The sequence below is a fragment of the Nocardioides rotundus genome, assembly GCF_019931675.1.
GTDB classification, from domain to species: domain Bacteria; phylum Actinomycetota; class Actinomycetes; order Propionibacteriales; family Nocardioidaceae; genus Nocardioides; species Nocardioides rotundus.
Window position 1 is genome coordinate 1581505 of record NZ_CP082922.1, and the last position, 22722, is coordinate 1604226.

Consider the following 22722-nt stretch of genomic DNA (forward strand, 5'->3'; position numbering starts at 1 on the left):
CATGACCCTGTATAGTCATGCGCATGCCTGACGACCAGATCTCCGTGGCCGTCGCCGGCGCGAGCGGGTACGCCGGCGGCGAGGTGCTCCGGCTGCTGCTCGGCCACCCCGGCGTCCGGATCGGCGCGCTGACCGGCGGCTCCAACGCCGGCGAGCGGCTCGGGACGCTGCAGCCCCACCTGGTGCCGCTGGCCGACCGGACCCTGGAGGAGACCACCCCCGAGACCCTCGCCGGCCACGACGTGGTGGTGCTCGGACTCCCGCACGGCCAGTCCGGCCCGCTGGCCGCCGCGCTCGGCGAGGGCACGGTGGTCATCGACTGCGGTGCCGACTTCCGGCTGCGCGACGCCGCGACGTGGGAGCGGTTCTACGGCGGTGAGCACGCCGGCAGCTGGCCCTACGGCCTGCCCGAGCTGCCCGGGCAGCGAGACCGGCTCCGCGGAGCCACCAGGATCGCCGTACCCGGCTGCTATCCGACCGTCTCCACCCTCACCATCGCCCCGGCCGTGGCCGCGGGCCTGGTGGAGCCGGACGTCGTCGTCACCGCCGCCAGCGGCACCTCCGGCGCCGGCAAGGCCGCCAAGCCGCACCTGCTCGGCTCGGAGGTGATGGGCAACGCGTCGGCCTACGGCGTGGGCGGCGTGCACCGGCACACGCCGGAGATCACCCAGAACCTCTCGGCGCTCACCGACGGCGACGTGCGGGTCAGCTTCACCCCGCTCCTGGTCCCGATGCCGCGCGGCATCCTGGCCAGCTGCTCGGCACCGGTGGCCGCCGGTGTCACTGCCGAGCAGGCGTACGACGCGTACGCCGCCGCCTACGCCGACGAGCAGTTCGTGCACGTCCTCCCGCCGGGGCAGTGGCCGCAGACGAAGTCCACGATCGGCTCCAACGCCGTGCACGTGCAGGTGACCGTGGACGAGGCCGCCGGCCGGCTCGTCGCGGTCGGAGTCGTCGACAACCTGGCCAAGGGCACCGGCGGCGCCGCGGTGCAGTGCCTCAACCTGGCGCTCGGCCTCGACGAGGGGCTGGGCCTGACCTCGGTGGGGCTGGCGCCATGACGGACACTCCTCGCACCTTGCTGCACTACCCCGAGCGGCTGGCCGTGGTGCGCCTCGGGCCCGGCTCGGAGGTGCCCGCCTGGGCCGAGTCGTCCTCGGTGTTCTCGGTGACCGCCACCGCGACCGAGACCTCGGTGGTCTGCGCCGCCCGGGACGTGCCGGGCAAGGCCCGCAAGGCCGCGCCGTACACCGCGTTCGTCGTGCAGGGCACCCTCGACCCCTCCGAGGTGGGGGTGCTGCACGCGCTGCTCGGCCCGCTGGCCGAGGCCGAGGTGCCGGTGATGACGCTGTCCACCTTCGACACCGACTGGGTGCTGGTGCCCACCGACCGCGCCGACGACGCGGCCGAGGCCTGGCGACGACGAGGGCACACGATCGAGCCCGCCGCCCCCGTCGCCGCCCCGGAGCCCGCTCCGGACCGCCCCAGGAAGAAGAAGAGATGAGTGTCACCCACCCCGCCGGCTTCACCGCCTCCGGCGTCCCCGCCGGGCTGAAGTCCACCGGCGCCAAGGACGTCGCCCTGGTCGTCAACCACGGCCCGCGCTTCGACGCCGCCACCGTGTTCACTGCCAACCGCTGCAAGGCCAACCCGGTGCTGTGGAGCGAGCAGGCTGCCAAGGACGGGACCGTCCGGGCGGTCGTGCTCAACTCCGGCGGCGCCAACTGCTACACCGGCCCCGACGGCTTCCAGACCACCCACGCGGTCGCCGAGCGCGTCGCCGAGCACGCCGGGATCGGCGCGGTCGACGTCGTCGTGTGCTCCACCGGGCTGATCGGGCTCGCGAACCCCCGGGAGAAGGTGCTCGCGGGCGTGGATGAGGCGTATGCCGGACTCGCCGCCGACGGCGGCACCGCGGCGGCCGAGGCGATCATGACCACCGACTCGGTGAGCAAGGAGGTCGTCGTCGAGGGCGCCGGCTGGTCGATCGGCGGGATGGCCAAGGGCGCGGGCATGCTCGCGCCGCAGCTGGCGACCATGCTGGTCGTGCTGACCACCGACGCGGTGGTCGACGCGGCCGACCTGGACCGGGCCCTGCGGGCCGCCACCCGGGTCAGCTTCGACCGGCTCGACTCCGACGGCTGCATGTCCACCAACGACACCGTCAGCCTGATGGCCAGCGGCGCGAGCGGCATCACGCCCACTCCGGAGGACTTCACCGAGGCGCTGACCCAGGCCTGCACCGACCTGACGATGCAGCTGCTGAAGGACGCCGAGGGCGCCGACCACGAGATCGCGATCACCGTGCTGGGCGCCGCCTCGGAGGCGGACGCGCTCGAGGTGGGCCGCAGCATCGCGCGGAGCAACCTGTTCAAGGCCGCGATCTTCGGCCAGGACCCCAACTGGGGCCGCGTGCTGGCCAGCGTCGGCACCACCTCCGCGGCCTTCGACCCGGCCGACCTCGACGTCGCGATGAACGGCGTGTGGGTGTGCCGGGAGTCCACCCCTGCCGAGGACCCCGCCGGCGTCGACCTGTCCGGCCGGGAGGTCTCGGTGACCGTCGACCTCAAGTCCGGCCCGGAGCGGGCCACCATCTGGACCAACGACCTGACCCACGCCTACGTCCACGAGAACAGCGCCTACAGCTCATGACCGAGAACCCGCAGCAGACCACCAAGGACCGGGTCGACACCCGCAAGGCCGCCACCCTGGCCGCGGCACTGCCGTGGCTGAAGGAGTACAACGGCAAGACCCTGGTCATCAAGTACGGCGGCAACGCCATGACCGACGACCACCTCAAGTCCGCCTTCGCCGAGGACATCGCGTTCCTCCGGCTGGCCGGCTTCAAGCCGGTCGTGGTGCACGGCGGTGGCCCGCAGATCTCCCGGATGCTCGACAAGCTCGGCATCGAGTCGGAGTTCCGCGGCGGCCTTCGGGTGACCACCCCCGAGGCGATGAACGTCGTCCGGATGGTGCTCGTCGGCCAGGTGCAGCGCGAGCTCGTCGGGCTGCTCAACCAGCACGGCCCGCTCGCCGTGGGCCTGTCGGGGGAGGACGCCGGCCTCTTCACCGCCAAGCCGACCAACACCGTGATCGACGGCGAGGAGGTCGACCTCGGGCTGGTCGGGGAGGTCGCGCACGTCCGGCCCGAGGCGGTGCTCGACCTGGTCGAGGCCGGCCGGATCCCGGTCATCTCCAGCGTCGCACCGGACGAGCACGGCCGGGTGCACAACGTCAACGCCGACACCGCCGCCGGCGCGCTGGCCGCCGCGCTGGGCGCGGAGAAGCTGATGGTGCTCACCGATGTGGAGGGCCTCTACCGCGACTGGCCCGACAGCGACGACGTGATCGGCGAGATCAGCCCCGACGCGCTGCGCGAGCTGATGCCGACGCTGGCCAGCGGGATGGTGCCGAAGATGCAGGCGTGCCTGGACGCTCTCGACGGCGGGGTCTCGCGGGCCACCGTGGTCGACGGCCGTGAGCCGCACGCCGTCCTCCTGGAGATCTTCACCGACGAGGGCGTCGGGACCCAGGTGCTGCCCGGCGTGGAGACCAGGATCCGCAAGGCGAAGGGAGCGACCGGTGAGTGACCTGCAGCAGCGGTACGCCGCGGCCCTGATGAACACCTTCGGCCCGCCGAAGCTGGTGCTCGCGCGCGGCGAGGGCGCGCACGTGTGGGACGTGGACGGCAAGGAGTACGTCGACCTGCTCGGCGGGATCGCCGTCAACGCGCTCGGGCACGCCCACCCCGCGGTGGTGGACGCGGTCGGCGCCCAGCTGGGCACCCTGGGCCACATCTCGAACTTCTTCACCAGCGAGCCGCAGGTGGAGCTGGCCGAGCGGCTGCTCGGCCTGGTCGCGCCCGACGGCGCTCCCGAGGGCAGCCGGGTCTTCTTCGCCAACTCCGGAACCGAGGCCAACGAGGCCGCGCTCAAGCTGACCCGGCGCACCGCCCGCACCCACCTGGTTGCGACCGAGGGTGCCTTCCACGGCCGGACCATGGGTGCCCTGGCGCTCACCAGCAAGGAGGCCTACCGCACGCCGTTCGAGCCGCTCCCGGGCGAGGTCACCTTCGTGCCGTACGGCGACGCCGAGGCCCTCGCCGCCGCCGTCACCGACCAGACCGCGGCCGTGGTCCTCGAGCCCGTGCAGGGCGAGGCCGGCGTGGTGCTCCCACCGCGCGACTACCTCGCCGCCGCTCGGCGGATCGCCGACGAGCGCGGGGCCCTGCTGTGGCTGGACGAGGTGCAGAGCGGGATCGGTCGCACCGGCACCTGGCTGGCCCACCAGAACCCCGACCTGGCCGACCCGGTCCTGCCGGACGTGGTCACCCTGGCCAAGGGGCTCGGCGGCGGGCTGCCGATCGGCGCCTGCATCGGCCTCGGCCGGGCCGGGCAGCTGCTCGGCCCGGGCAACCACGGCACCACCTTCGGCGGCAACCCCGTCTCCTGCGCCGCGGCGCTGGCCGTCCTGCGGACGATCGAGGCCGAGGGACTGCTCGACCACGTGCGCCGGACCGGCGAGGCGCTCCGCGCCGCCGCCGCGGCGCCCGAGCAGGTCACCGAGGTGACCGGCACCGGGCTGATGCTGGGCATCCAGCTCGACGGCGACTACGCCGCGCAGGCCGTCACGGCCGGCCAGGAGGCCGGCTTCATCCTCAACGCCACCGGCGGCGCCCGGATCCGGCTGGTCCCGCCGCTGGTGCTCACCGAGGACGACGTGGCCGCCTTCGCCGACGCGTGGCCGGGGATCCTGGAGGCGGCCCAGCAGCAGGCGGCCGCCCAGTCGGACCAGCAGAGCGGAGCGGCCGGGTGATGCGGCACTTCCTCGCCGACGACGACCTCTCGCCCGTGGAGCAGGCGGAGGTCCTGTCGCTGGCGGGCCAGCTCAAGGCGGCGCCGTACGACTTCAAGCCGCTGCAGGGCCCGCGCACGGTCGCCTGCATCTACGACAAGCACACCCTGCGCACCCAGGTCTCCTTCGCCGCCGCGGTCGCCGAGCTGGGTGGCTACCCGATGCACGTCGACGGCCACCTGGCCGAGATCGGCGTGCGCGAGTCGGTGCACGACGTGGCCAAGGTGCTGGGCCGGCAGGTCTCGATGATCGTGTGGCGCACCTACGCGCAGGGCGACCTGGAGGAGATGGCCGAGCACTCCGGGGTGCCGGTGGTCAACGCGCTGACCGACGACTTCCATCCCTGCCAGCTGCTCGCCGACCTGCTCACCGTGCGTGAGCACAAGGGGGACCTGGCCGGCCTCACCGTGACCTTCGTCGGCGACGCGGCCTGCAACATGGGCAACTCGTGGCTGCTCGCCGGGGCGACGGCGGGCATGCACGTGCGGGTCGCTGGTCCTGATGGCTACCTCCCCTCCGAGGCGATGGTGCAGCGCGCCACCGACATCGCCGCCCGCACCGGCGGCTCGGTGACGATCACCACCGACCCCCAGGCGGGCGTGGCCGGTGCCGACGTCGTGGTCACCGACACCTGGGTCTCGATGGGCAAGGAGGACGAGGCGGAGGAGCGGCTGGCCGTGCTGGCGCTGTACGCCGTCACGCCCGAGCTCCTCGCCGGTGCCGCGGGCGACGCGATCGTCATGCACTGCCTGCCGGCCTACCGGGAGAAGGAGATCGCCACCGAGGTGCTCGAGGGACCGCAGAGCGTGGTGTGGGACGAGGCGGAGAACCGGCGGCACGCGCAGAAGGCGATCCTGGGCTGGCTGCTCTCCCAGGCGGGGGAGGAGCGATGACGGACGCGCAGACCGCTCCGCAGAGCCCGCACACCAAGAGCGCGCGGCATCAGCGGATCATCGACCTGGTCACCCAGCGGGAGATCCGCTCCCAGACCGAGCTGGGCGACCTGCTCGCCGAGCAGGGCGTGCATGTCACGCAGGCGACCCTGTCGCGGGACCTGGTCGAGCTGGACGCGATCAAGGTGCGCAGCGCCTCCGGCCCGCTGGTCTACGCCGTCCCGGCCGAGGGCGGCGACCGCACGCCGAGCACGCCCCGGGAGACGGCCGCCTCGTGGCAGCGGCTGGCCCGGCTGTGCCAGGAGCTGCTGGTGTCGGCGGAGGCCAGCGCCAACCTGGTCGTGATGCGCACGCCTCCGGGTGCCGCCCAGTTCCTCGCCTCCGCCTTCGACAAGGCCGAGCAGCCCGACGTGCTCGGCACCATCGCCGGCGACGACACCCTGGTGGTCATCTCCCGTGAGCCCGAGGGCGGTGAGGCGCTGGTCCGCCGCTATCTTGCCCTCGCCGACCACGAGGACCCGGCGACACGAGACCCCGGCCCCAAGGATGTGACATGAGCGAGAGCACCACCCGCACCGGCAAGCTCTGGGGCGGCCGGTTCGCAGGAGGCCCCTCGCCCGAGCTCGAGGCGCTCTCGGTGTCCACGCACTTCGACTGGCGGCTGACGCCCTACGACCTCGCCGGCTCGCGCGCCCACGCGAACGCGCTGCACCGCGCCGGCCTGCTCTCCGACGACGACCACGCCGAGCTGCTGCGCGGGCTGGACGCGCTGGGGGAGCGGTACGCCGCCGGCGAGCTGCGACCCGACCCGAGCGACGAGGACGTGCACGGCGCCCTGGAGCGACTGCTCCTGGAGGAGGTCGGGCCCGACGTCGGTGGTCGCCTCCGGGCGGGCCGGTCGCGCAACGACCAGGTCGCCACCCTGTTCAAGGCGTTCCTGCGCGACCACGGGCGCACCGAGCGCGCCCTGCTGCTGGACCTGGTCGAGGCGCTCGCGACCCAGGCCCGCGCCCATCTCGACGTGATCATGCCGGGACGCACGCATCTGCAGCACGCTCAGCCGGTGCTGCTGGCGCACCATCTCCTGGCGCACGCGTGGGCCCTGCTGCGCGACGTGGACCGGCTCGCGGACTGGGATGCCCGCGTCGCCGCGGACTCGCCGTACGGCTCGGGCGCGCTGGCCGGCTCCAGCCTCGGGCTGGACCCCCGCGCCGTCGCCCACGAGCTCGGCTTCGCCGACTCCAGCCCCAACTCCATCGACGGCACCGCCAGCCGGGACTTCGTCGCCGAGTTCGCGTTCGTGTGCGCCATGGCCGGCGTCGACCTCAGCCGGATCGCGGAGGAGGTCGTCGTGTGGACCACCCAGGAGTTCGGGTTCGCCCGCCTGCACGACTCCTGGTCGACCGGGTCGAGCATCATGCCGCAGAAGAAGAACCCCGACATCCCCGAGCTCGCGCGCGGCAAGGCGGGCCGGATGATCGGGAATCTCACCGGCCTGCTCGCCACGCTCAAGGCGCTGCCGCTGGCCTACAACCGCGACCTCCAGGAGGACAAGGAGCCGGTCTTCGACTCCGTGGACACCCTGGAGGTGCTGCTGCCCGCGTTCACCGGGATGGTCGCGACGCTGACCTTCGACGGAGCCCGGATGGCCGACCTGGCCCCGCAGGGCTTCTCGCTGGCCACCGACGTCGCGGAGTGGCTGGTGCGCGAGGGGGTGCCGTTCCGTGAGGCGCACGAGCTCGCCGGGGCGTGCGTACGGCGGTGCGAGGAGCGGGGCATCGAGCTCGCCGACCTCACCGACGACGACTTCGCCGCGATCTCGCCGCACCTGACCCCCGGCGTGCGCTCGGTGCTGACCGCCGAGGGGTCGGTGGGCTCGCGCAACGGCCGGGGCGGCACCGCCCCCCAGCGGGTGCGCGAGCAGCTGGACGAGCTGGCCGCCGCGGTCGAGCGACAGCGTGCCCGGCTCGGCTGACCTCGCGGCGCTGTTGTCCGGACCGGTCCTGGAGGTGGCGCCCCGGCTGCTCGGCGCCGAGCTGCGCCACGGCGACGTGCGCGTGCGCCTGACCGAGGTGGAGGCCTACGACGGCGCCGAGGACCCGGGGTCGCACGCCTACCGCGGGCAGACGCCGCGCAACGCCACCATGTTCGGCCCGCCCGGCCACCTGTACGTCTACTTCATCTACGGCATGCACCACTGCTGCAACGTCGTCTGCGGCCCCGCCGGCAGCGCGTCCGCGGTGCTGCTGCGGGCCGGCGAGGTCGTGGCAGGGGAGGAGCAGGTACGGCGACGCCGCAGCGCGACCGCGCCTCACCGGGACCTGGCGCGCGGACCGGCCCGCCTCTGCAGCGCTCTGGGAGTCGACCGGAGCATGGACGGGGCCGACCTCTCCGGGCCCGAGCAGCAGCTCACCGTGGCGCCGGAGCCGGTGCCGGCCGAGCAGGTCGCTCGGGGCCCCCGGGTGGGGCTGCGGGAGGCCGGGGACCGGCCGTGGCGCTTCTGGGTCGCGGGGGATCGAACGGTGTCGCCGTACCGCCCTGCAGCGCCGCGCAGACGGCGTGAGCGGACGTGACGCAGCACACCCCCACCCGAGTTGCCGTCCTGGGTGCACCCGTGTAAAGTACTACTTGTTGCTGACGCAGCCTGCCCGAGTCACTCGGGATCGGGTAACGTAGCAGCCGCGACCGCCAGTCGGCGGACAGCCCCTCGACCGGGACTCACTCCCGAGTTGACTGGACTGCCACGGCTTCGGTAGCGTTTCTGAGGTTGCCCCCGACGAGCCGGCCCGATCCGGGTCTGCATCGGTGTGCGTCTGATGTTTGAGAACTCAACAGTGTGTCATTTAGTCGATGAATTGGTTTGTTTGTTTTGCCTTTCCTCGTCTGCCTCTTTTTGTAGGGGTGGGTGGGGGTTGGTTTCTTTGAGCAGATGAGTTGATTCTAGCTATGTTTTTTATGCTAGTGATGCTTGTTTTGGTCAGGGTATGATTTTTCGTTGGTTTTCGATGGAGAGTTTGATCCTGGCTCAGGACGAACGCTGGCGGCGTGCTTAACACATGCAAGTCGAGCGGAAAGGCCCCTTTGGGGGTACTCGAGCGGCGAACGGGTGAGTAACACGTGAGTAATCTGCCCTTCACTTCAGGATAGCTCCCGGAAACGGGGATTAATACTGGATATGACACATTCGCGCATGTGGGTGTGTGGAAAGTTTTTTCGGTGGGGGATGTGCTCGCGGCCTATCAGCTTGATGGTGGGGTAATGGCCTACCATGGCTTCGACGGGTAGCCGGCCTGAGAGGGTGACCGGTCACACTGGGACTGAGACACGGCCCAGACTCCTACGGGAGGCAGCAGTGGGGAATATTGGACAATGGGCGGAAGCCTGATCCAGCAACGCCGCGTGAGGGATGACGGCCTTCGGGTTGTAAACCTCTTTCAGCACAGACGAAGCGCAAGTGACGGTATGTGCAGAAGAAGGACCGGCCAACTACGTGCCAGCAGCCGCGGTAATACGTAGGGTCCGAGCGTTGTCCGGAATTATTGGGCGTAAAGGGCTCGTAGGCGGTTTGTCGCGTCGGGAGTGAAAACGCCGTGCTTAACACGGTGCTTGCTTTCGATACGGGCAGACTGGAGGCATGCAGGGGAGAATGGAATTCCTGGTGTAGCGGTGAAATGCGCAGATATCAGGAGGAACACCGGTGGCGAAGGCGGTTCTCTGGGCATGTCCTGACGCTGAGGAGCGAAAGTGTGGGGAGCGAACAGGATTAGATACCCTGGTAGTCCACACCGTAAACGTTGGGCGCTAGGTGTGGGATCCATTCCACGGGTTCCGTGCCGCAGCTAACGCATTAAGCGCCCCGCCTGGGGAGTACGGCCGCAAGGCTAAAACTCAAAGGAATTGACGGGGGCCCGCACAAGCGGCGGAGCATGCGGATTAATTCGATGCAACGCGAAGAACCTTACCTGGGTTTGACATACACCCTGCCGCTCCAGAGATGGGGCTTCTTTTGGGGGTGTACAGGTGGTGCATGGCTGTCGTCAGCTCGTGTCGTGAGATGTTGGGTTAAGTCCCGCAACGAGCGCAACCCTTGTCACATGTTGCCAGCACGCCCTTCGGGGTGGTGGGGACTCATGTGAGACTGCCGGGGTCAACTCGGAGGAAGGTGGGGATGACGTCAAGTCATCATGCCCCTTATGTCCAGGGCTTCACGCATGCTACAATGGCCGGTACAGAGGGCTGCGATCCCGTGAGGGGGAGCGAATCCCAAAAAGCCGGTCTCAGTTCGGATTGGGGTCTGCAACTCGACCCCATGAAGTCGGAGTCGCTAGTAATCGCAGATCAGCAACGCTGCGGTGAATACGTTCCCGGGCCTTGTACACACCGCCCGTCACGTCACGAAAGTCGGCAACACCCGAAGCCGGTGGCCCAACCCTTGTGGGGGGAGCCGTCGAAGGTGGGGCTGGTGATTGGGACGAAGTCGTAACAAGGTAGCCGTACCGGAAGGTGCGGCTGGATCACCTCCTTTCTAAGGAGCACCCGTGGCTGTGGGTCAGGTGATGGCATCATCCGTTGTGGGTGGTGCGCGCTGGCTGCACGGCGATGTGGGTGCGTTCTAGTGGAATCATCGACACCCCTTGTTGTCTGTCCCGCTGGTTGTGGGGTGGATGTGGGGGGTTGGCACGCTGTTGGGTGTCTGAGGCATCAGACACCACACGCCCCCGGGTCTGGGGTTGGTCTCTCATCGTGTGTGGGGGGCTGGTTCTGGTGGGGGGTGTGGGGTGGGTTGTCTTGGGTGCCTGCCTGCCGGCTGGTGGATCGTGATGGTCTGGTGGTGGTGGGTGTGGGTTGGTTGTTTGAGTTGTGGATAGTGGACGCGAGCATCTTTGTAGCTTTTTTGTTTTGTGTGTTTGTTTTGATTGTTGTTTGGCAAGCTATGAAGGGCGCATGGTGGATGCCTTGGCATCAAGAGCCGATGAAGGACGTTGGAGCCTGCGATAAGCCCTGGGGAGTTGGCAACCGAGCGTTGATCCAGGGGTGTCCGAATGGGGAAACCTGGCCAGAGTCATGTCTGGTCACCTGCACCTGAATGTATAGGGTGTGTGGAGGGAACTCCGGGAAGTGAAACATCTCAGTACCGGAAGGAAGAGAAAACAATTGTGATTCCGAGAGTAGTGGCGAGCGAAATCGGATGAGGCCAAACTCGTTTCGTGTGATAGACGGCAGTCGTTGCGGGGCGAGGGTTGTGGGATGAGTGTGTGTTGCCTCTGCCGGGGTGACGCGCGTGGTGTGTGTTGAAGTTGAAGTGGCCTGGAATGGTCTACCGTAGTGGGTGAGAGTCCTGTAGACGTATGACACGCTCCCGTGTGGCGCTTTTTCCCAAGTAACACGGAACTCCTGAAATTCTGTGTGAATCTGGCGGGACCACCCGTCAAGCCTGAATACTCCTTGATGACCGATAGCGGATCAGTACCGTGAGGGAAAGGTGAAAAGTACCCCTGGCGGGGAGTGAAATAGTACCTGAAACCGTGCGCCTACAATCCGTCAGAGCCTCTTTTGGGGTGATGGCGTGCCTTTTGAAGAATGAGCCTGCGAGTTTGCGTTGTGTAGCGAGGTTAACCCTGTGGGGTAGCCGTAGCGAAAGCGAGTCCGAAGAGGGCGTGTGAGTTGCACGATCAAGACCCGAAGCGGAGTGATCTATCCATGGGCAGGTTGAAGCGTCGGTAAGACGACGTGGAGGACCGAACCCACTTAGGTTGAAAACTGAGGGGATGACCTGTGGATAGGGGTGAAAGGCCAATCAAACTTCGTGATAGCTGGTTCTCCCCGAAATGCATTTAGGTGCAGCGTTGCGTGTTTCTTTCCGGAGGTAGAGCACTGGATAGCCGATGGGCCCTACCAGGTTACTGACGTTAACCAAACTCCGAATGCCGGGAAGTGAAGCGCAGCAGTGAGACTGCGGGGGATAAGCTTCGTAGTCGAGAGGGAAACAGCCCAGACCATCAGCTAAGGCCCCTAAGCGGTGACTAAGTGGAAAAGGATGTGGAGTCGCAGTGACAACCAGGAGGTTGGCTTGGAAGCAGCCACCCTTGAAAGAGTGCGTAATAGCTCACTGGTCAAGTGATTCCGCGCCGACAATGTAGCGGGGCTCAAGTCATCCGCCGAAGCTATGGCATCCACCGTGTGCCCGGAAGGGTGGTGGATGGGTAGGGGAGCGTCGTCTTCTGCTGTGAAGCCCGGGAGTGATCCGCGGGTGGAGTGGAGACGAGTGAGAATGCAGGCATGAGTAGCGAATCACGGGTGAGAAACCCGTGCGCCGAATGATCAAGGGTTCCAGGGTCAAGCTAATCTGCCCTGGGTAAGTCGGGACCTAAGGCGAGGCCGACAGGCGTAGTCGATGGACAACGGGTTGATATTCCCGTACCGGCAATGTAGCGCCCATGACGAACCCGGTGATGCTAACCACCCGACACAGGTCTTCACTCCACCCTTGTGGTGGGGATGGGCCTGGATAGCGTGGGACCCGAACCGGTAGTAGTCAAGCGATGGGGTGACGCAGGAAGGTAGCCCAGCCACAGCGATGGTTGTCTGTGGGCAAGACCGTAGGACCAGACCTAGGCAAATCCGGGTCTGATGTGTCTGAGAGTCGACGCGGAGCCAATATTGGTGAAGTGGGTGATCCTATGCTGTCGAGAAAAACCTCTAGCGAGCTATGCGCCGCCCGTACCCCAAACCGACTCAGGTGATCAGGTAGAGAATACCAAGGCGATCGAGACAACCATGGTTAAGGAACTCGGCAAAATGCCCCCGTAACTTCGGGAGAAGGGGGGCCGGATCCGTCAAGCACCTTGCGTGTGGCAGCGGTGATGGCCGCAGAGACCAGGCCCAAGCGACTGTTTACTAAAAACACAGGTCCGTGCGAAGTTGTAAGACGATGTATACGGACTGACTCCTGCCCGGTGCTGGAAGGTTAAGAGGACCCGTTAAACACGTGTGTTGAAGCGGAGAATTTAAGCCCCAGTAAACGGCGGTGGTAACTATAACCATCCTAAGGTAGCGAAATTCCTTGTCGGGTAAGTTCCGACCTGCACGAATGGAGTAACGACTTGGGCGCTGTCTCAACCATGGACTCGGCGAAATTGCACTACGAGTAAAGATGCTCGTTACGCGCGGCAGGACGGAAAGACCCCGGGACCTTTACTATAGTTTGGTATTGGTGTTTGGTTCGGCTTGTGTAGGATAGGTGGGAGACGGTGAAGCATGCACGCCAGTGTGTGTGGAGTCAACGTTGAAATACCACTCTGGTCGTACTAGATGTCTAACCTAGGACCGTGATCCGGTTCAGGGACAGTGCCTGATGGGTAGTTTAACTGGGGCGGTTGCCTCCTAAAGAGTAACGGAGGCGCTCAAAGGTTCCCTCAGCCTGGTTGGCAATCAGGTGTTGAGTGTAAGTGCACAAGGGAGCTTGACTGTGAGACAGACATGTCGAGCAGGGACGAAAGTCGGAACTAGTGATCCGGCCACGGCATGTGGAAGCGTGGTCGCTCAACGGATAAAAGGTACCCCGGGGATAACAGGCTGATCTTCCCCAAGAGTCCATATCGACGGGATGGTTTGGCACCTCGATGTCGGCTCGTCGCATCCTGGGGCTGGAGTAGGTCCCAAGGGTTGGGCTGTTCGCCCATTAAAGCGGCACGCGAGCTGGGTTTAGAACGTCGTGAGACAGTTCGGTCCCTATCCGCCGCGCGCGTAGGAAACTTGAGAAAGGCTGTCCCTAGTACGAGAGGACCGGGATGGACGAACCTCTGGTGTGCCAGTTGTCCCGCCAGGGGCACGGCTGGTTGGCTACGTTCGGAAGTGATAACCGCTGAACGCATCTAAGCGGGAAGCACGTTTCAAGATAAGGTTTCCCACATTTTGGTAAGGCCCCCCACAGACCATGGGGTTGATAGGCCGGAGGTGTACAGCAGCAATGCCCAGCCGACCGGTACTAATAGGCCGAGGGCTTGCCACCAACAATCATGACAAACCCACAACACCAGGGCTACGCATGAACATGTCTCGCGTCCACTAGACACAACCCAAACCACCACACCACAACACCAGGCACCGCCCTGAGTGACAGTGGCACACAACAGGTGGATAGAGTTACGGCGGTCATAGCGAAAGGGAAACACCCGGACCCATCCCGAACCCGGAAGTTAAGCCTTTCAGCGCCGATGGTACTGCAACCGCGAGGCTGTGGGAGAGTAGGACACCGCCGAACATACTTCGAGCAGGGGCTCTGGCATTCGTCAGGGCCCCTGCTGCTATTTCCACCTGCTTCTCTTTCCCGATCCGGGCCAGTTCCCGTCCACAGGCGCCGCCGACGACCGGGTTCTCCACAGGCGGCACCGGGCGCGGCGGCCGTTGTCGGTCCTGCGGGTGAGGCTGGACGCGGAGGTGATGCACATGGAGGAGCAGGAGCTCTCCGCGAACGAGGTGCGACTGGTGGGGCGGCTCTCCAACGAGCCGACGGCGATCGACCTGCCCAGCGGTGACGTGGTGCTGACGTTGCGGCTGGTGGTCGACCGGCCGCCGCCCGCCGTACGCCCCGGTGCGCGGGTGGATGCGCTGGAGTGCGCGGTCTGGGCGCGCGGGGTGCAACGCAACGCGGCGAAGTGGCGACGTGGCGACGTGGTGGAGGTGAGTGGCGCGATCCGGCGCCGCTTCTTCCGGACCGGTTCGGGAGGCGCCCAGTCCCGGGTCGAGGTGGAGGTTCAGCGCGGCAGGGTCATTCGTCGAGCGGAGACCGCATGAGGACGCCGACGCTGGGCTTGGGTTGGAACGACGTCGCCTTCTCCGGCAGCAGCCGTCCTGCCGCACTGCGTGCGACGACCACGTCGAACTCCACCGCCGGCACCAGGAGGGCGGTGCCACCCGTGGCCTCCGCCGCGGCGATGGCCTCCTGGGCGCTGTGATGGTGGGTGACGACGCGGGCCTCGGCCGGCAGGCGCGGGATGATCCGGTCGTGCAGCAGGCAGACCGCCAGGTCGTCCGGCCCGACCTGCAGGTCCAGCACCCGCCAGTCGTCACCGGATCCCGCGACCGGCGTCGCACGACCCAGCTGCTCCAGCGCCCGTGTCCGAGTCGCGGGCCGGGCGCCGAACCCGGCGTCCACGGCGGCCCCGGCGATCGTGGCGACGTCGGCTCCGGGCAGGACACGATGGATCGCTCCCAGGTGCAGGGGCGTCTCGTCCTGATCGACCAGCATCACCAGTCCCCGGTCCCACCCGGTGCCGGGGAATCGTTCCTGGAGCTCGAGGTAGGCCGCATAGCGGTGGTGCCCGTCAGCCAGCAGCGCACGCGTCTCTCGCAGGCTCTCGCTCACGCGGGCCCGGAGGTCGGAGTCGGTGAGCGCCCACAGCCGGTGCCGCTGCCCGGCACGGTCGTCGTAGGAGTGGTCGGCTGGCTCCTCGAGCCGCTCGGCCAGGATGCGCCCGACCGCGCCGCCGCCGCGATGCACCATGAGGATCGGGGCCGGGTTCATGCCCATCTGCGCCATCCGGGAGGCCAGCTCGCGCGCCTGACCGGCGTGCACCCCCTCGTGGGGGATCACCGTGCTGGCCGCGACATCCGGGGCCCGCCGAGCCAGATCCAGCCCGCCGACCAGGCCGCGGACGGTGAGCCCGCCCGCGCTGTACTCGTGCAGGTAGACCGCCGGCACCCGGTCGCGTCCCACGTGGCCGCGACGCTCCCACTCCTGGAGCCGCTTCACCACGGACCGGTAGGGACGAGCGAAGGCCCGTGCCGATGCCGGGTCGCCCACCCGTCCCGGAGCCAGGCGCAGGGCACTGAACTCGTGGAGTCGGAAGGGTGGCGCGAGGTACGGCGGGGCCACCACCGCAGGGTCGTCCATCCGTGCATCCTAGGGTGAGGCCCGTGAGCGATGACGCATCGGTGTTGAAGCCCAGCGACGGGCCCCTGACCGACACCCACGACCTGCTCATGTTCGACCTCGACGGCGTCGTCTACATCGGGCACCGAGCGGTGCCGTGGGCGGCCGAGTCGATCGACCGTGCCCGCGGCGGGGGAGCCCACATCGCTTTCGTCACCAACAACGCGTCGCGCTCGGCGCCGGACGTCGCCGCACAGCTGACCGAGCTCGGGGTGGGTGCCGAGGCCGACGACGTCGTGACCTCCGCGCAGGCGGCCGCGCGGCTGTTGGCCGAGCGGTACGAGCCCGGTGCGGTGATCGCGGTGTTGGGGGCCCGGGGCCTGACGGAGGCGGTGCGCGACGCAGGGCTCGACCCGGTGCCGGTGGGTGAGGACCGCGAGGACGAGGCGGTCGCCCTGGTCACCGGCTACGGCCCCGACGTCGAGTGGCGCAGCGTGATGCGTGCCGCCGCTCGGCTGCGGTCCGGCGACCTTCCCTGGGTCGCCAGCAACACCGACCTGACCCTGAAGACCGACGTGGGCATCGCGCCCGGCCACGGCGTCATGGTCACGATGCTGAGCGACTTCGCCGGCGTCCGACCCGACGTGGCCGGCAAGCCCGCACCGCCGTTGCTGGAGGAGACCATCCGGCGGGTCGGGGGTCGACGGCCCCTCATGGTGGGTGACCGCCTTGACACCGACATGGAGGGGGCACGGGCGGTCGACGTACCCGGACTGCTCGTCCTCACCGGCGTGACCGGGCTGCCCGAGCTCGTCGCGGCGCGCCCGCAGGAGCGACCCACCTACCTCGCCCCCGACCTGCGAGGTCTGGAGGAGCCACACCCCGCGGTCGTGCGCACGGCCGACGGTGCCGAGTGCGGGGGCTGGCGAGCCGCGGTGGTCGACGGCGCTCTGACGGTGACCGGCGCCGGCGAGGCCGCCGACTGGTGGCGCGCCGTGGCGGAGGCGGCCTGGGCGCACCTGGACCGGACCGGTGACCCGGCCGGCCTCGGCGACCTGACCCCGCCGGTGCCGGACGAGACCTCGGTGGCGGGCTAACCTGACTCCATGACCGAGCAGCCAGGCGAGCAGCACGCCGAGACGCCCGGAGCGGAGGAGACCCACCCGGCCCCCACGACGGGGGTCGCCGAGGTGGACGCCGTCCTGGCCGACGTACAGGCCCTGGCCGGACGCCCTGTCGAGGAGCACGTCGCCGTCTTCGAGGATGCCCACACGCGCCTGCGCCGCGCCCTGGACGCCCGACCCGACGCCGACATCCCGCCCGACGGGGAGGCAGGAACGGCTCCCGGTGCGGCTCCCGGCCCGGACGCCGGCTGAGTCGCCGTGCCGCCCCGCAGGCTGCGGCTGGACGCGGAGCTGGTCCGGCGCGGGCTGGCCAGGTCCCGGGACCACGCCAGCGAGCTGATCGCCCAGAGCCGGGTGACCGTCCAGGGCGCGACCGCCACGAAGCCGGCCACCGGGGTCACCACCGACGTGGCGATCGTGGTCAAGGAGGACCGGGAGCGGCCCGACTACGTCTCGCGCGGCGGCCACAAGCTGGCCGGGGCCCTGGCGGCGTTCATCCCGCAGGGGCTGCAGGTGCGCGGACGACGCTGCCTGGACGCCGGCGCGAGCACCGGCGGCTTCACCGACGTGCTGCTGCGCAACGGGGCGCGCGAGGTGGTGGCGGTCGACGTGGGCTACGGACAGCTGGCTTGGAGCCTGCAGTCCGACGAGCGGGTCGTCGTGCACGACCGCACCAACGTCCGGGAGCTCGATCCGGCGCTCGTCGGCGGCCCCGTGGACCTCGTCGTCGGCGACCTGTCCTTCATCTCCCTCTCGCTGGTGCTGGACGCGCTCGACGCCGTGACCGCTCCCGAGGGGGACCTGGTGCCGATGGTCAAGCCGCAGTTCGAAGTCGGCAAGGACCGCGTCGGCAAGGGCGGAGTGGTCCGCGACCCCGCGCTGCGCGCCGAGGCGGTCATCGCGGTGGCGCAGGCGGCGGCCGAGCGCGGCTTTGGCCTGCGCGGGGTCACCACCTCGCCGCTTCCGGGGCCGTCGGGCAACGTGGAGTTCTTCTTGTGGCTGCGTCGCGGCCCGAGCGAGATCGGCGAGGTCGAGATCCGAGCCGAGGTGATGCGCTCAGCCGACCTGTCGGCGGGCGGTGAGAGAGTGGTCCCGTGAGCTCCCCCCGACGGATCCTGCTGCTCGTCCACACCGGACGCGCGGAGGCCCGCGACGTCGCGCGCACCGTGTGTGCCGCGCTCACAGGTCAGGGCCTCGTGGTGCGGTTGCTCGCCCAGGAGGCCAAGGACCTGGAGCTCGACGCCGACAGCCTGGGCGGCCTGCTGGAGACCACCGAGTCCGCCGACGACGCCGGCCACGGCTGCGAGGTGGCGATGGTGATCGGGGGAGACGGCACCATCCTGCGGGCCGCCGAGATCACCCACGCCAGCCGGACCCCGCTGCTCGGGGTCAACCTCGGACACGTGGGCTTCCTCGCCGAGGCCGAGCAGGACGCCGTCGAATCGGTGATCGACGCCGTCGTGGCGCAGCGCTACCACACCGAGGACCGCCTCACGATCGACGTACGCGTGCTCCACGACGGCCGCGAGGTCTACCGCACCTTCGCGCTCAACGAGGCCTCGGTCGAGAAGGCCGCGCGGGAGCGGATGCTCGAGGTCGTGGTGGAGGTCGACGACCGGCCGCTGAGCCGCTGGGGCTGCGACGGCGTGGTCTGTGCGACCCCGACGGGGTCGACCGCCTACAACTTCTCCGCCGGCGGCCCGGTCGTCTGGCCCGGCGTCGAGGCACTGCTGATGGTGCCGATCAGCGCCCACGCCCTGTTCGCCCGACCGCTCGTCGTCGCGCCCACCTCGACGCTGGCGGTGGAGCTGCAGACGCGCACCGACGGGGCCGGAGTCCTGTGGTGCGACGGCCGGCGCACCGTCGACCTGCCGCCCGGCGCCCGGATCGAGGTTCGCCGCGGCGAGCACCCGGTCGTCCTCGCCCGGTTGCACAGCGCCCCCTTCACCGACCGGCTGGTGGCGAAGTTCGGCCTGCCCGTCGAGGGCTGGCGCGGCGCCGCGGAGCGTGAGCGTCGCAACGGCGGGGAGGGGGCGGCCCCGTGATCGAGGAGATGCGCATCTCCTCCCTCGGCGTCATCGACTCCTCGACGATCGAGCTGGGACCCGGTCTGACCGTCATCACCGGCGAGACTGGTGCCGGCAAGACCATGCTCGTCACCGCACTCGGCCTGCTGCTGGGCGCACGGGCCGACTCCGGAGCGGTGCGCTCCGGTGCCCGCTCCGCCCGGATCGAGGGCGTCGTGGTGACCGACGGCCTCGCCGACTTCCGCCGCTCGGTCGAGGAGGCCGGGGGAGAGGTGGAGGACGGCGCGGTCGTGCTCGCCCGCAACCTGGCCGCCAGCGGGCGCTCCCGCGCCTTCGTCGGCGGCGCCCAGGTGCCGGTCTCGACGCTGGCCGAGGTGACCGAGCCCCTCGTCGCCGTGCACGGCCAGTCCGACCAGCACCGACTGCTCCGCCCCGCCGCGCAGCGCGAGGCGCTCGACCGCTACGGCGGGGCCGAGGTGACCTCCCTGCTCGCGGACTACCGCACGGTGCACGCGCAGCTCGCCGCCACCGAGCGCGAGCTGGACGAGGTGGTGACCACGGCTCGGGAGCGAGCGCGCGAGGCGGACCTGCTCCGCTTCGGGCTCGGAGAGGTCGAGGAGGTCGACCCCCAGCCGGGGGAGGACGCCGAGCTCGCCGCGGAGGAGGCCCGGCTCGGCCACGCCGACACCCTGCGAACCGCGGCCGAGCAGGCTCGGGAGGCGCTGTCCAGCGACTCCGGTGGCCCCGACGCATTGGCGGTGACGTCCTCGGCACGCTCCCTGCTGGAGGGCGTGCGCGAGCACGATGCCGAGGCCGGCGAGCTGGCCGACCGGCTGGCCGAGGTGACCTACCTGCTCTCCGACGTGGCGGCCGACGTGGCGTCGTACGCCTCGCGCATCGAGACCGATCCGGCGCGCCTGGCCACCACCTCCGAGCGCCGCGCCGCGCTCGCCGCCTTGACCAGGAAGTACGGCGACACCCTCGAGGACGTCCTCGCCTGGGCCGAGGAGGGCAGCAGGCGGCTGCTCGAGCTCGACGGCACCGACGAGCGGATCGAGGAGCTCAGGGGCGAGCGCACCCGGCTGCGCGCCAGCCTGGCTGACCTGGCCGGCCGGCTCTCCGCGGCCCGTCGGAGCGCCGCGGAGTCTCTGGGCGAGGGCGTGACCGAGGAGCTGGCGGGCCTGGCGATGCCGCATGCCCGGCTCTCCGTCTCGGTGACGACGACCGCCTCCGAGGCCGAGGACCCCAAGGCGCTGGAGGTCGACGGCGAGTGGCTGCGCTTCCACGCCCACGGCGTGGACGAGGTCGAGCTGCTGCTGGCCGCGAACACCGGCTCGGAGCCGCGCCCGCTGCACAAGGGCGCCTCGGGTGGTGAGCTCTCCCGGGTGATGCTCGCCGTGGAGGTCGTGCTGGCCGGGAGCGGATCGGTTCCGACGTTCGTCTTCGACGAGGTCGACGCCGGCGTCGGCGGGAAGGCCGCGGTGGAGGTGGGGCGCCGGCTGGCCCGACTGGCCCGCGAGGCGCAGGTGCTCGTCGTCACCCACCTGCCGCAGGTCGCTGCCTTCGCCGACCGGCACGTGGTCGTGGAGAAGTCCAGCGACGGCACCGTGACCACCTCCGGGCTCACCGTCCTCGGGCCGGAGGACCGGGAGCGGGAGCTCGCCCGGATGTTCGCCGGCCTGGAGGACTCCGACACCGCGCTGGCCCACGCACGCGAGCTGCTGGACGCCGCCCGCAGCATTAGCTGAGGCACCCCGGACCAGCGCGGATGCGCGACGCGCCCGAGCCGCCGGTTCCCCGCGAGCACGCGGGGCGACTGCGACCATGGTCGGGCCATGAAGCTGACCACTCGCTCCCGCCAGGCCACTCCACCACCCGGGATCCGGGGCGTCGCCCGGGTGGACCGCCGTCCGCGCGAGCTGCTCACCCGGGCCCGCGCCGGTGACGTCGTCGTCACCGACCATCTCGATCTGGACCGCGCCACCGCGCAGTCGCTCGCCGACACGGGGATCGCCGCGCTGGTCAACGGCTCCTCGATGCTCTCGGGCCGCTACCCGGCGCTGGGGCCGCAGATCCTGACCGACGCCGGCATCGTGGTCGTCGACGGCGCGGGCGGCGACGTCCTGGCGGCCGTCCGGGACGGCGCCGAGCTGCGCGTGCACGAGGGCGAGGTCTTCGCCGGCGACCGGCTCGTGGCCAGCGGCCGCCCGGTGGACGCCACCGTCCTCGCCGGCGACCTCGAGCACGCCCGCACGGGTCTGGTCGCGCAGCTGGAGAGCTTCACCCACAACAGCACCGAGTTCCTCCGCCGCGAGCAGGACCTGCTCCTGCACGGCCAGGGCGTGCCCACCCTGCGGACCAAGCTCGACGGCCGGCCCGTCGTGGTCGTCGGCGACGGCCACGACCACCGTGAGCAGTTGCGCCGGATGAAGCGCTTCCTCGCCGAGCAGGACCCGGTCCTGATCGCCGTCGAGGGCGGCGCCGACGCCCTGCGGCAGGCCGGGCACCGGCCCGACGTGGTGATCATCGACAGCGCCACCCGCGACGAGGCGCTGCCCAGCCTGAAGACCCTGCGCGGTGCCCGTGACGTCGTGGTCCGCCTCGACAGGGGCACGCAGCAGGGTCTGGAGCGGATCGAGCGGCTGGGGGTGCGGCCGCTGCAGTTCGAGGCCGGCACCACCGCCGAGGACGCGGCCCTGGTCGTGGCCGACGCCGGCGGCGCCTCGGTGATCGTCGGCGTCGGGCTGCACGCGACCATCGAGGACTTCCTGGACCGGCAGCGGCCCGGCCTGGCATCGACGTACCTGACCCGGCTCAAGGTCGGCGCGAAGCTGGTCGACGCCCGCACGCTGCCCAGCCTCTACTCCGGGCGCGTGCGGCCCTGGCACCTGCTGCTCGTCCTCCTCGTCGGCGTCCTGGCCCTGCTCGCGGCCATCGCCGTCACGCCCGTCGGCCAGGAGTGGATCGACCAGCTCCGGCCGGCCCTGGCCGGCCTCTCCGACCGGGTCTCCTCCCTCTCCGGCTCCCTCGAAGGACTGCTTCCCCAGTGATCTCGTTCCGCAACCACGTCGTCTCCCTCCTCGCCGTCTTCCTCGCCCTGGCGATCGGCATCGTCCTCGGCGGGGGCCCGATGTCGGCCGTCGGCCGCGGCGACGACGACCGCACCAGCTCCACCCGCGACACCGCCGCGCTGGAGTCCGCCCAGGCCGAGGCGGACTACGCCGACGAGCTCAACGGGTCCCTGGCGGCGCGCGCCTACGACGACGGGCTGTCCGGTACGTCGGTCGCGGTGCTGTCCCTGCCGGGCGCCGGCTCCGGCGCCGGCGACGACCTCGCCGAGCAGATCGAGGCCGCGGGCGGGACCGTCGCAGGGCGCTACGAGGTGCTCGACGCGCTCACCGCCCCGGGGGAGAAGACCCTCGTGGACAGGCTCGGCAGCCAGCTGTCCAGCCAGAACAAGGGCGTGGTGGCGGACGGGGCGTCCACCTACGACCGGATCGGGCAGATCCTCGGGCGTGCGGTCGCCACGCCCCAGGAGCAGCCGGGGCGCTTGGACGGCACCGCGAGCACCCTGGCTGAGAGCCTGAGTGCGGCAGACCTGCTCAGGTCGCCGCAGCGGGTCTCGGAGCGGGCGCCGTACGTCGTCGTGCTGCTCGGCGAGGACCGCGGCGAGCAGGCCGACCCGGTGTACGAGGGCATCATCGCGGGGCTCTCCCGCACGGCCCGGGGCGTCGTCGTGGCCGGCACCGCCGCTGATGGGCGCGACGGGCTGCTCTCCCGGCTGCGGGAGACCTCCGCTGCCGAGGGCGCCGCGACGGTCGACGGCCTCGACCGCACCAGCGGCGTGGTCACCACCGTCCTGGCTCTCACCGCCTGGCCCGAGAGCCGCGGCGGAGCCTTCGGAGCGTCGGGATCCGACGGCGCTGTGCCCATCGGGTAGGCTAGAAGCC

Annotated in this window: 18 protein-coding genes and 3 rRNA genes; 20 read left to right on the forward strand and 1 reads right to left on the reverse strand. The window is 69.7% G+C overall.

What is annotated here, in order from left to right:
- Positions 1–23: 23 nt before the first annotated feature.
- From argC to K8W59_RS07965, 13 genes are all read left to right on the forward strand, one after another.
- Positions 24–1061: an N-acetyl-gamma-glutamyl-phosphate reductase gene (argC, locus tag K8W59_RS07905; RefSeq protein ID WP_223399313.1), complete on the forward strand. Its 1038-nt coding sequence runs from the start codon at positions 24–26 to the stop codon at positions 1059–1061.
- Positions 1058–1504, forward strand: coding sequence for an ACT domain-containing protein (locus K8W59_RS07910; protein WP_223399314.1), 447 nt, complete (start codon positions 1058–1060; stop codon positions 1502–1504). The genes argC and K8W59_RS07910 overlap by 4 nt, the downstream gene beginning before the upstream one ends.
- Complete coding sequence (gene argJ, locus K8W59_RS07915) at positions 1501–2652, forward strand: bifunctional glutamate N-acetyltransferase/amino-acid acetyltransferase ArgJ (protein WP_223399315.1); 1152 nt, start codon at positions 1501–1503, stop codon at positions 2650–2652. Before K8W59_RS07910 ends, argJ begins: the two co-directional genes overlap by 4 nt.
- Positions 2649–3590, forward strand: a complete 942-nt coding sequence (argB, locus tag K8W59_RS07920; protein ID WP_223399316.1) for an acetylglutamate kinase — start codon at positions 2649–2651, stop codon at positions 3588–3590. The genes argJ and argB overlap by 4 nt, the downstream gene beginning before the upstream one ends.
- Entirely contained in the window at positions 3583–4815 is a 1233-nt protein-coding gene (locus K8W59_RS07925; protein WP_223399317.1) for an acetylornithine transaminase, read from the forward strand. The genes argB and K8W59_RS07925 overlap by 8 nt, the downstream gene beginning before the upstream one ends.
- Positions 4812–5747, forward strand: a complete 936-nt coding sequence (gene argF / locus K8W59_RS07930; RefSeq protein ID WP_223399318.1) for an ornithine carbamoyltransferase — start codon at positions 4812–4814, stop codon at positions 5745–5747. Before K8W59_RS07925 ends, argF begins: the two co-directional genes overlap by 4 nt.
- Positions 5744–6304 carry an arginine repressor gene (locus K8W59_RS07935; RefSeq protein WP_223399319.1) on the forward strand — a complete coding sequence of 187 codons (561 nt, stop codon included), beginning with the start codon at positions 5744–5746 and terminating at the stop codon, positions 6302–6304. Before argF ends, K8W59_RS07935 begins: the two co-directional genes overlap by 4 nt.
- Positions 6301–7722: an argininosuccinate lyase gene (gene argH, locus K8W59_RS07940; protein WP_223399320.1), complete on the forward strand. Its 1422-nt coding sequence runs from the start codon at positions 6301–6303 to the stop codon at positions 7720–7722. Before K8W59_RS07935 ends, argH begins: the two co-directional genes overlap by 4 nt.
- On the forward strand, positions 7706–8320 hold the full coding sequence (locus K8W59_RS07945) for a DNA-3-methyladenine glycosylase (RefSeq protein ID WP_223399321.1): 615 nt from the start codon (positions 7706–7708) through the stop codon (positions 8318–8320). The genes argH and K8W59_RS07945 overlap by 17 nt, the downstream gene beginning before the upstream one ends.
- Before the next feature lie 429 nt (positions 8321–8749).
- A 16S ribosomal RNA gene (locus tag K8W59_RS07950) occupies positions 8750–10272 on the forward strand.
- A 399-nt stretch (positions 10273–10671) separates the two neighbouring features.
- Positions 10672–13758: ribosomal RNA gene (locus K8W59_RS07955) — 23S ribosomal RNA — on the forward strand.
- 135 nt (positions 13759–13893) lie between these two features.
- Positions 13894–14010 (forward strand): 5S ribosomal RNA (gene rrf / locus K8W59_RS07960).
- The 16S, 23S and 5S rRNA genes sit together here, the layout of an rRNA operon.
- Positions 14011–14195: 185 nt before the next feature.
- Entirely contained in the window at positions 14196–14543 is a 348-nt protein-coding gene (locus K8W59_RS07965; protein WP_223399322.1) for a single-stranded DNA-binding protein, read from the forward strand.
- Here the strand turns inward: K8W59_RS07965 and K8W59_RS07970 are convergent.
- Positions 14518–15642, reverse strand: a complete 1125-nt coding sequence (locus tag K8W59_RS07970) for a DUF1015 family protein (RefSeq protein WP_223399323.1) — start codon at positions 15640–15642, stop codon at positions 14518–14520. The genes K8W59_RS07965 and K8W59_RS07970 overlap by 26 nt on opposite strands.
- A 23-nt stretch (positions 15643–15665) precedes the next feature.
- Here K8W59_RS07970 and K8W59_RS07975 point away from each other — a divergent pair, with 23 nt between their 5' ends.
- The 7 genes from K8W59_RS07975 to K8W59_RS08005 all read left to right on the forward strand — a co-directional run bounded on the left by K8W59_RS07975 (position 15666) and on the right by K8W59_RS08005 (position 22712).
- The gene (locus K8W59_RS07975; protein WP_223399324.1) at positions 15666–16718 is read left to right on the forward strand and encodes an HAD-IIA family hydrolase; all 1053 of its coding nucleotides are present in this window, start codon (positions 15666–15668) and stop codon (positions 16716–16718) included.
- A 9-nt stretch (positions 16719–16727) separates the two neighbouring features.
- The gene (locus K8W59_RS07980; RefSeq protein ID WP_223399325.1) at positions 16728–16997 is read left to right on the forward strand and encodes a hypothetical protein; all 270 of its coding nucleotides are present in this window, start codon (positions 16728–16730) and stop codon (positions 16995–16997) included.
- A gap of 6 nt (positions 16998–17003) precedes the next feature.
- Entirely contained in the window at positions 17004–17843 is an 840-nt protein-coding gene (locus K8W59_RS07985; RefSeq protein ID WP_223399326.1) for a TlyA family RNA methyltransferase, read from the forward strand.
- Positions 17840–18790, forward strand: a complete 951-nt coding sequence (locus K8W59_RS07990; RefSeq protein ID WP_223399327.1) for an NAD kinase — start codon at positions 17840–17842, stop codon at positions 18788–18790. The genes K8W59_RS07985 and K8W59_RS07990 overlap by 4 nt, the downstream gene beginning before the upstream one ends.
- A complete protein-coding gene (recN, locus tag K8W59_RS07995; protein WP_223399328.1) occupies positions 18787–20520 on the forward strand; it encodes a DNA repair protein RecN in 1734 nt (577 codons plus the stop codon). Before K8W59_RS07990 ends, recN begins: the two co-directional genes overlap by 4 nt.
- An 87-nt stretch (positions 20521–20607) precedes the next feature.
- The gene (gene steA / locus K8W59_RS08000; RefSeq protein ID WP_223399329.1) at positions 20608–21822 is read left to right on the forward strand and encodes a putative cytokinetic ring protein SteA; all 1215 of its coding nucleotides are present in this window, start codon (positions 20608–20610) and stop codon (positions 21820–21822) included.
- A complete protein-coding gene (locus K8W59_RS08005) occupies positions 21819–22712 on the forward strand; it encodes a copper transporter (protein ID WP_223399330.1) in 894 nt (297 codons plus the stop codon). The genes steA and K8W59_RS08005 overlap by 4 nt, the downstream gene beginning before the upstream one ends.
- Positions 22713–22722: the final 10 nt, after the last annotated feature.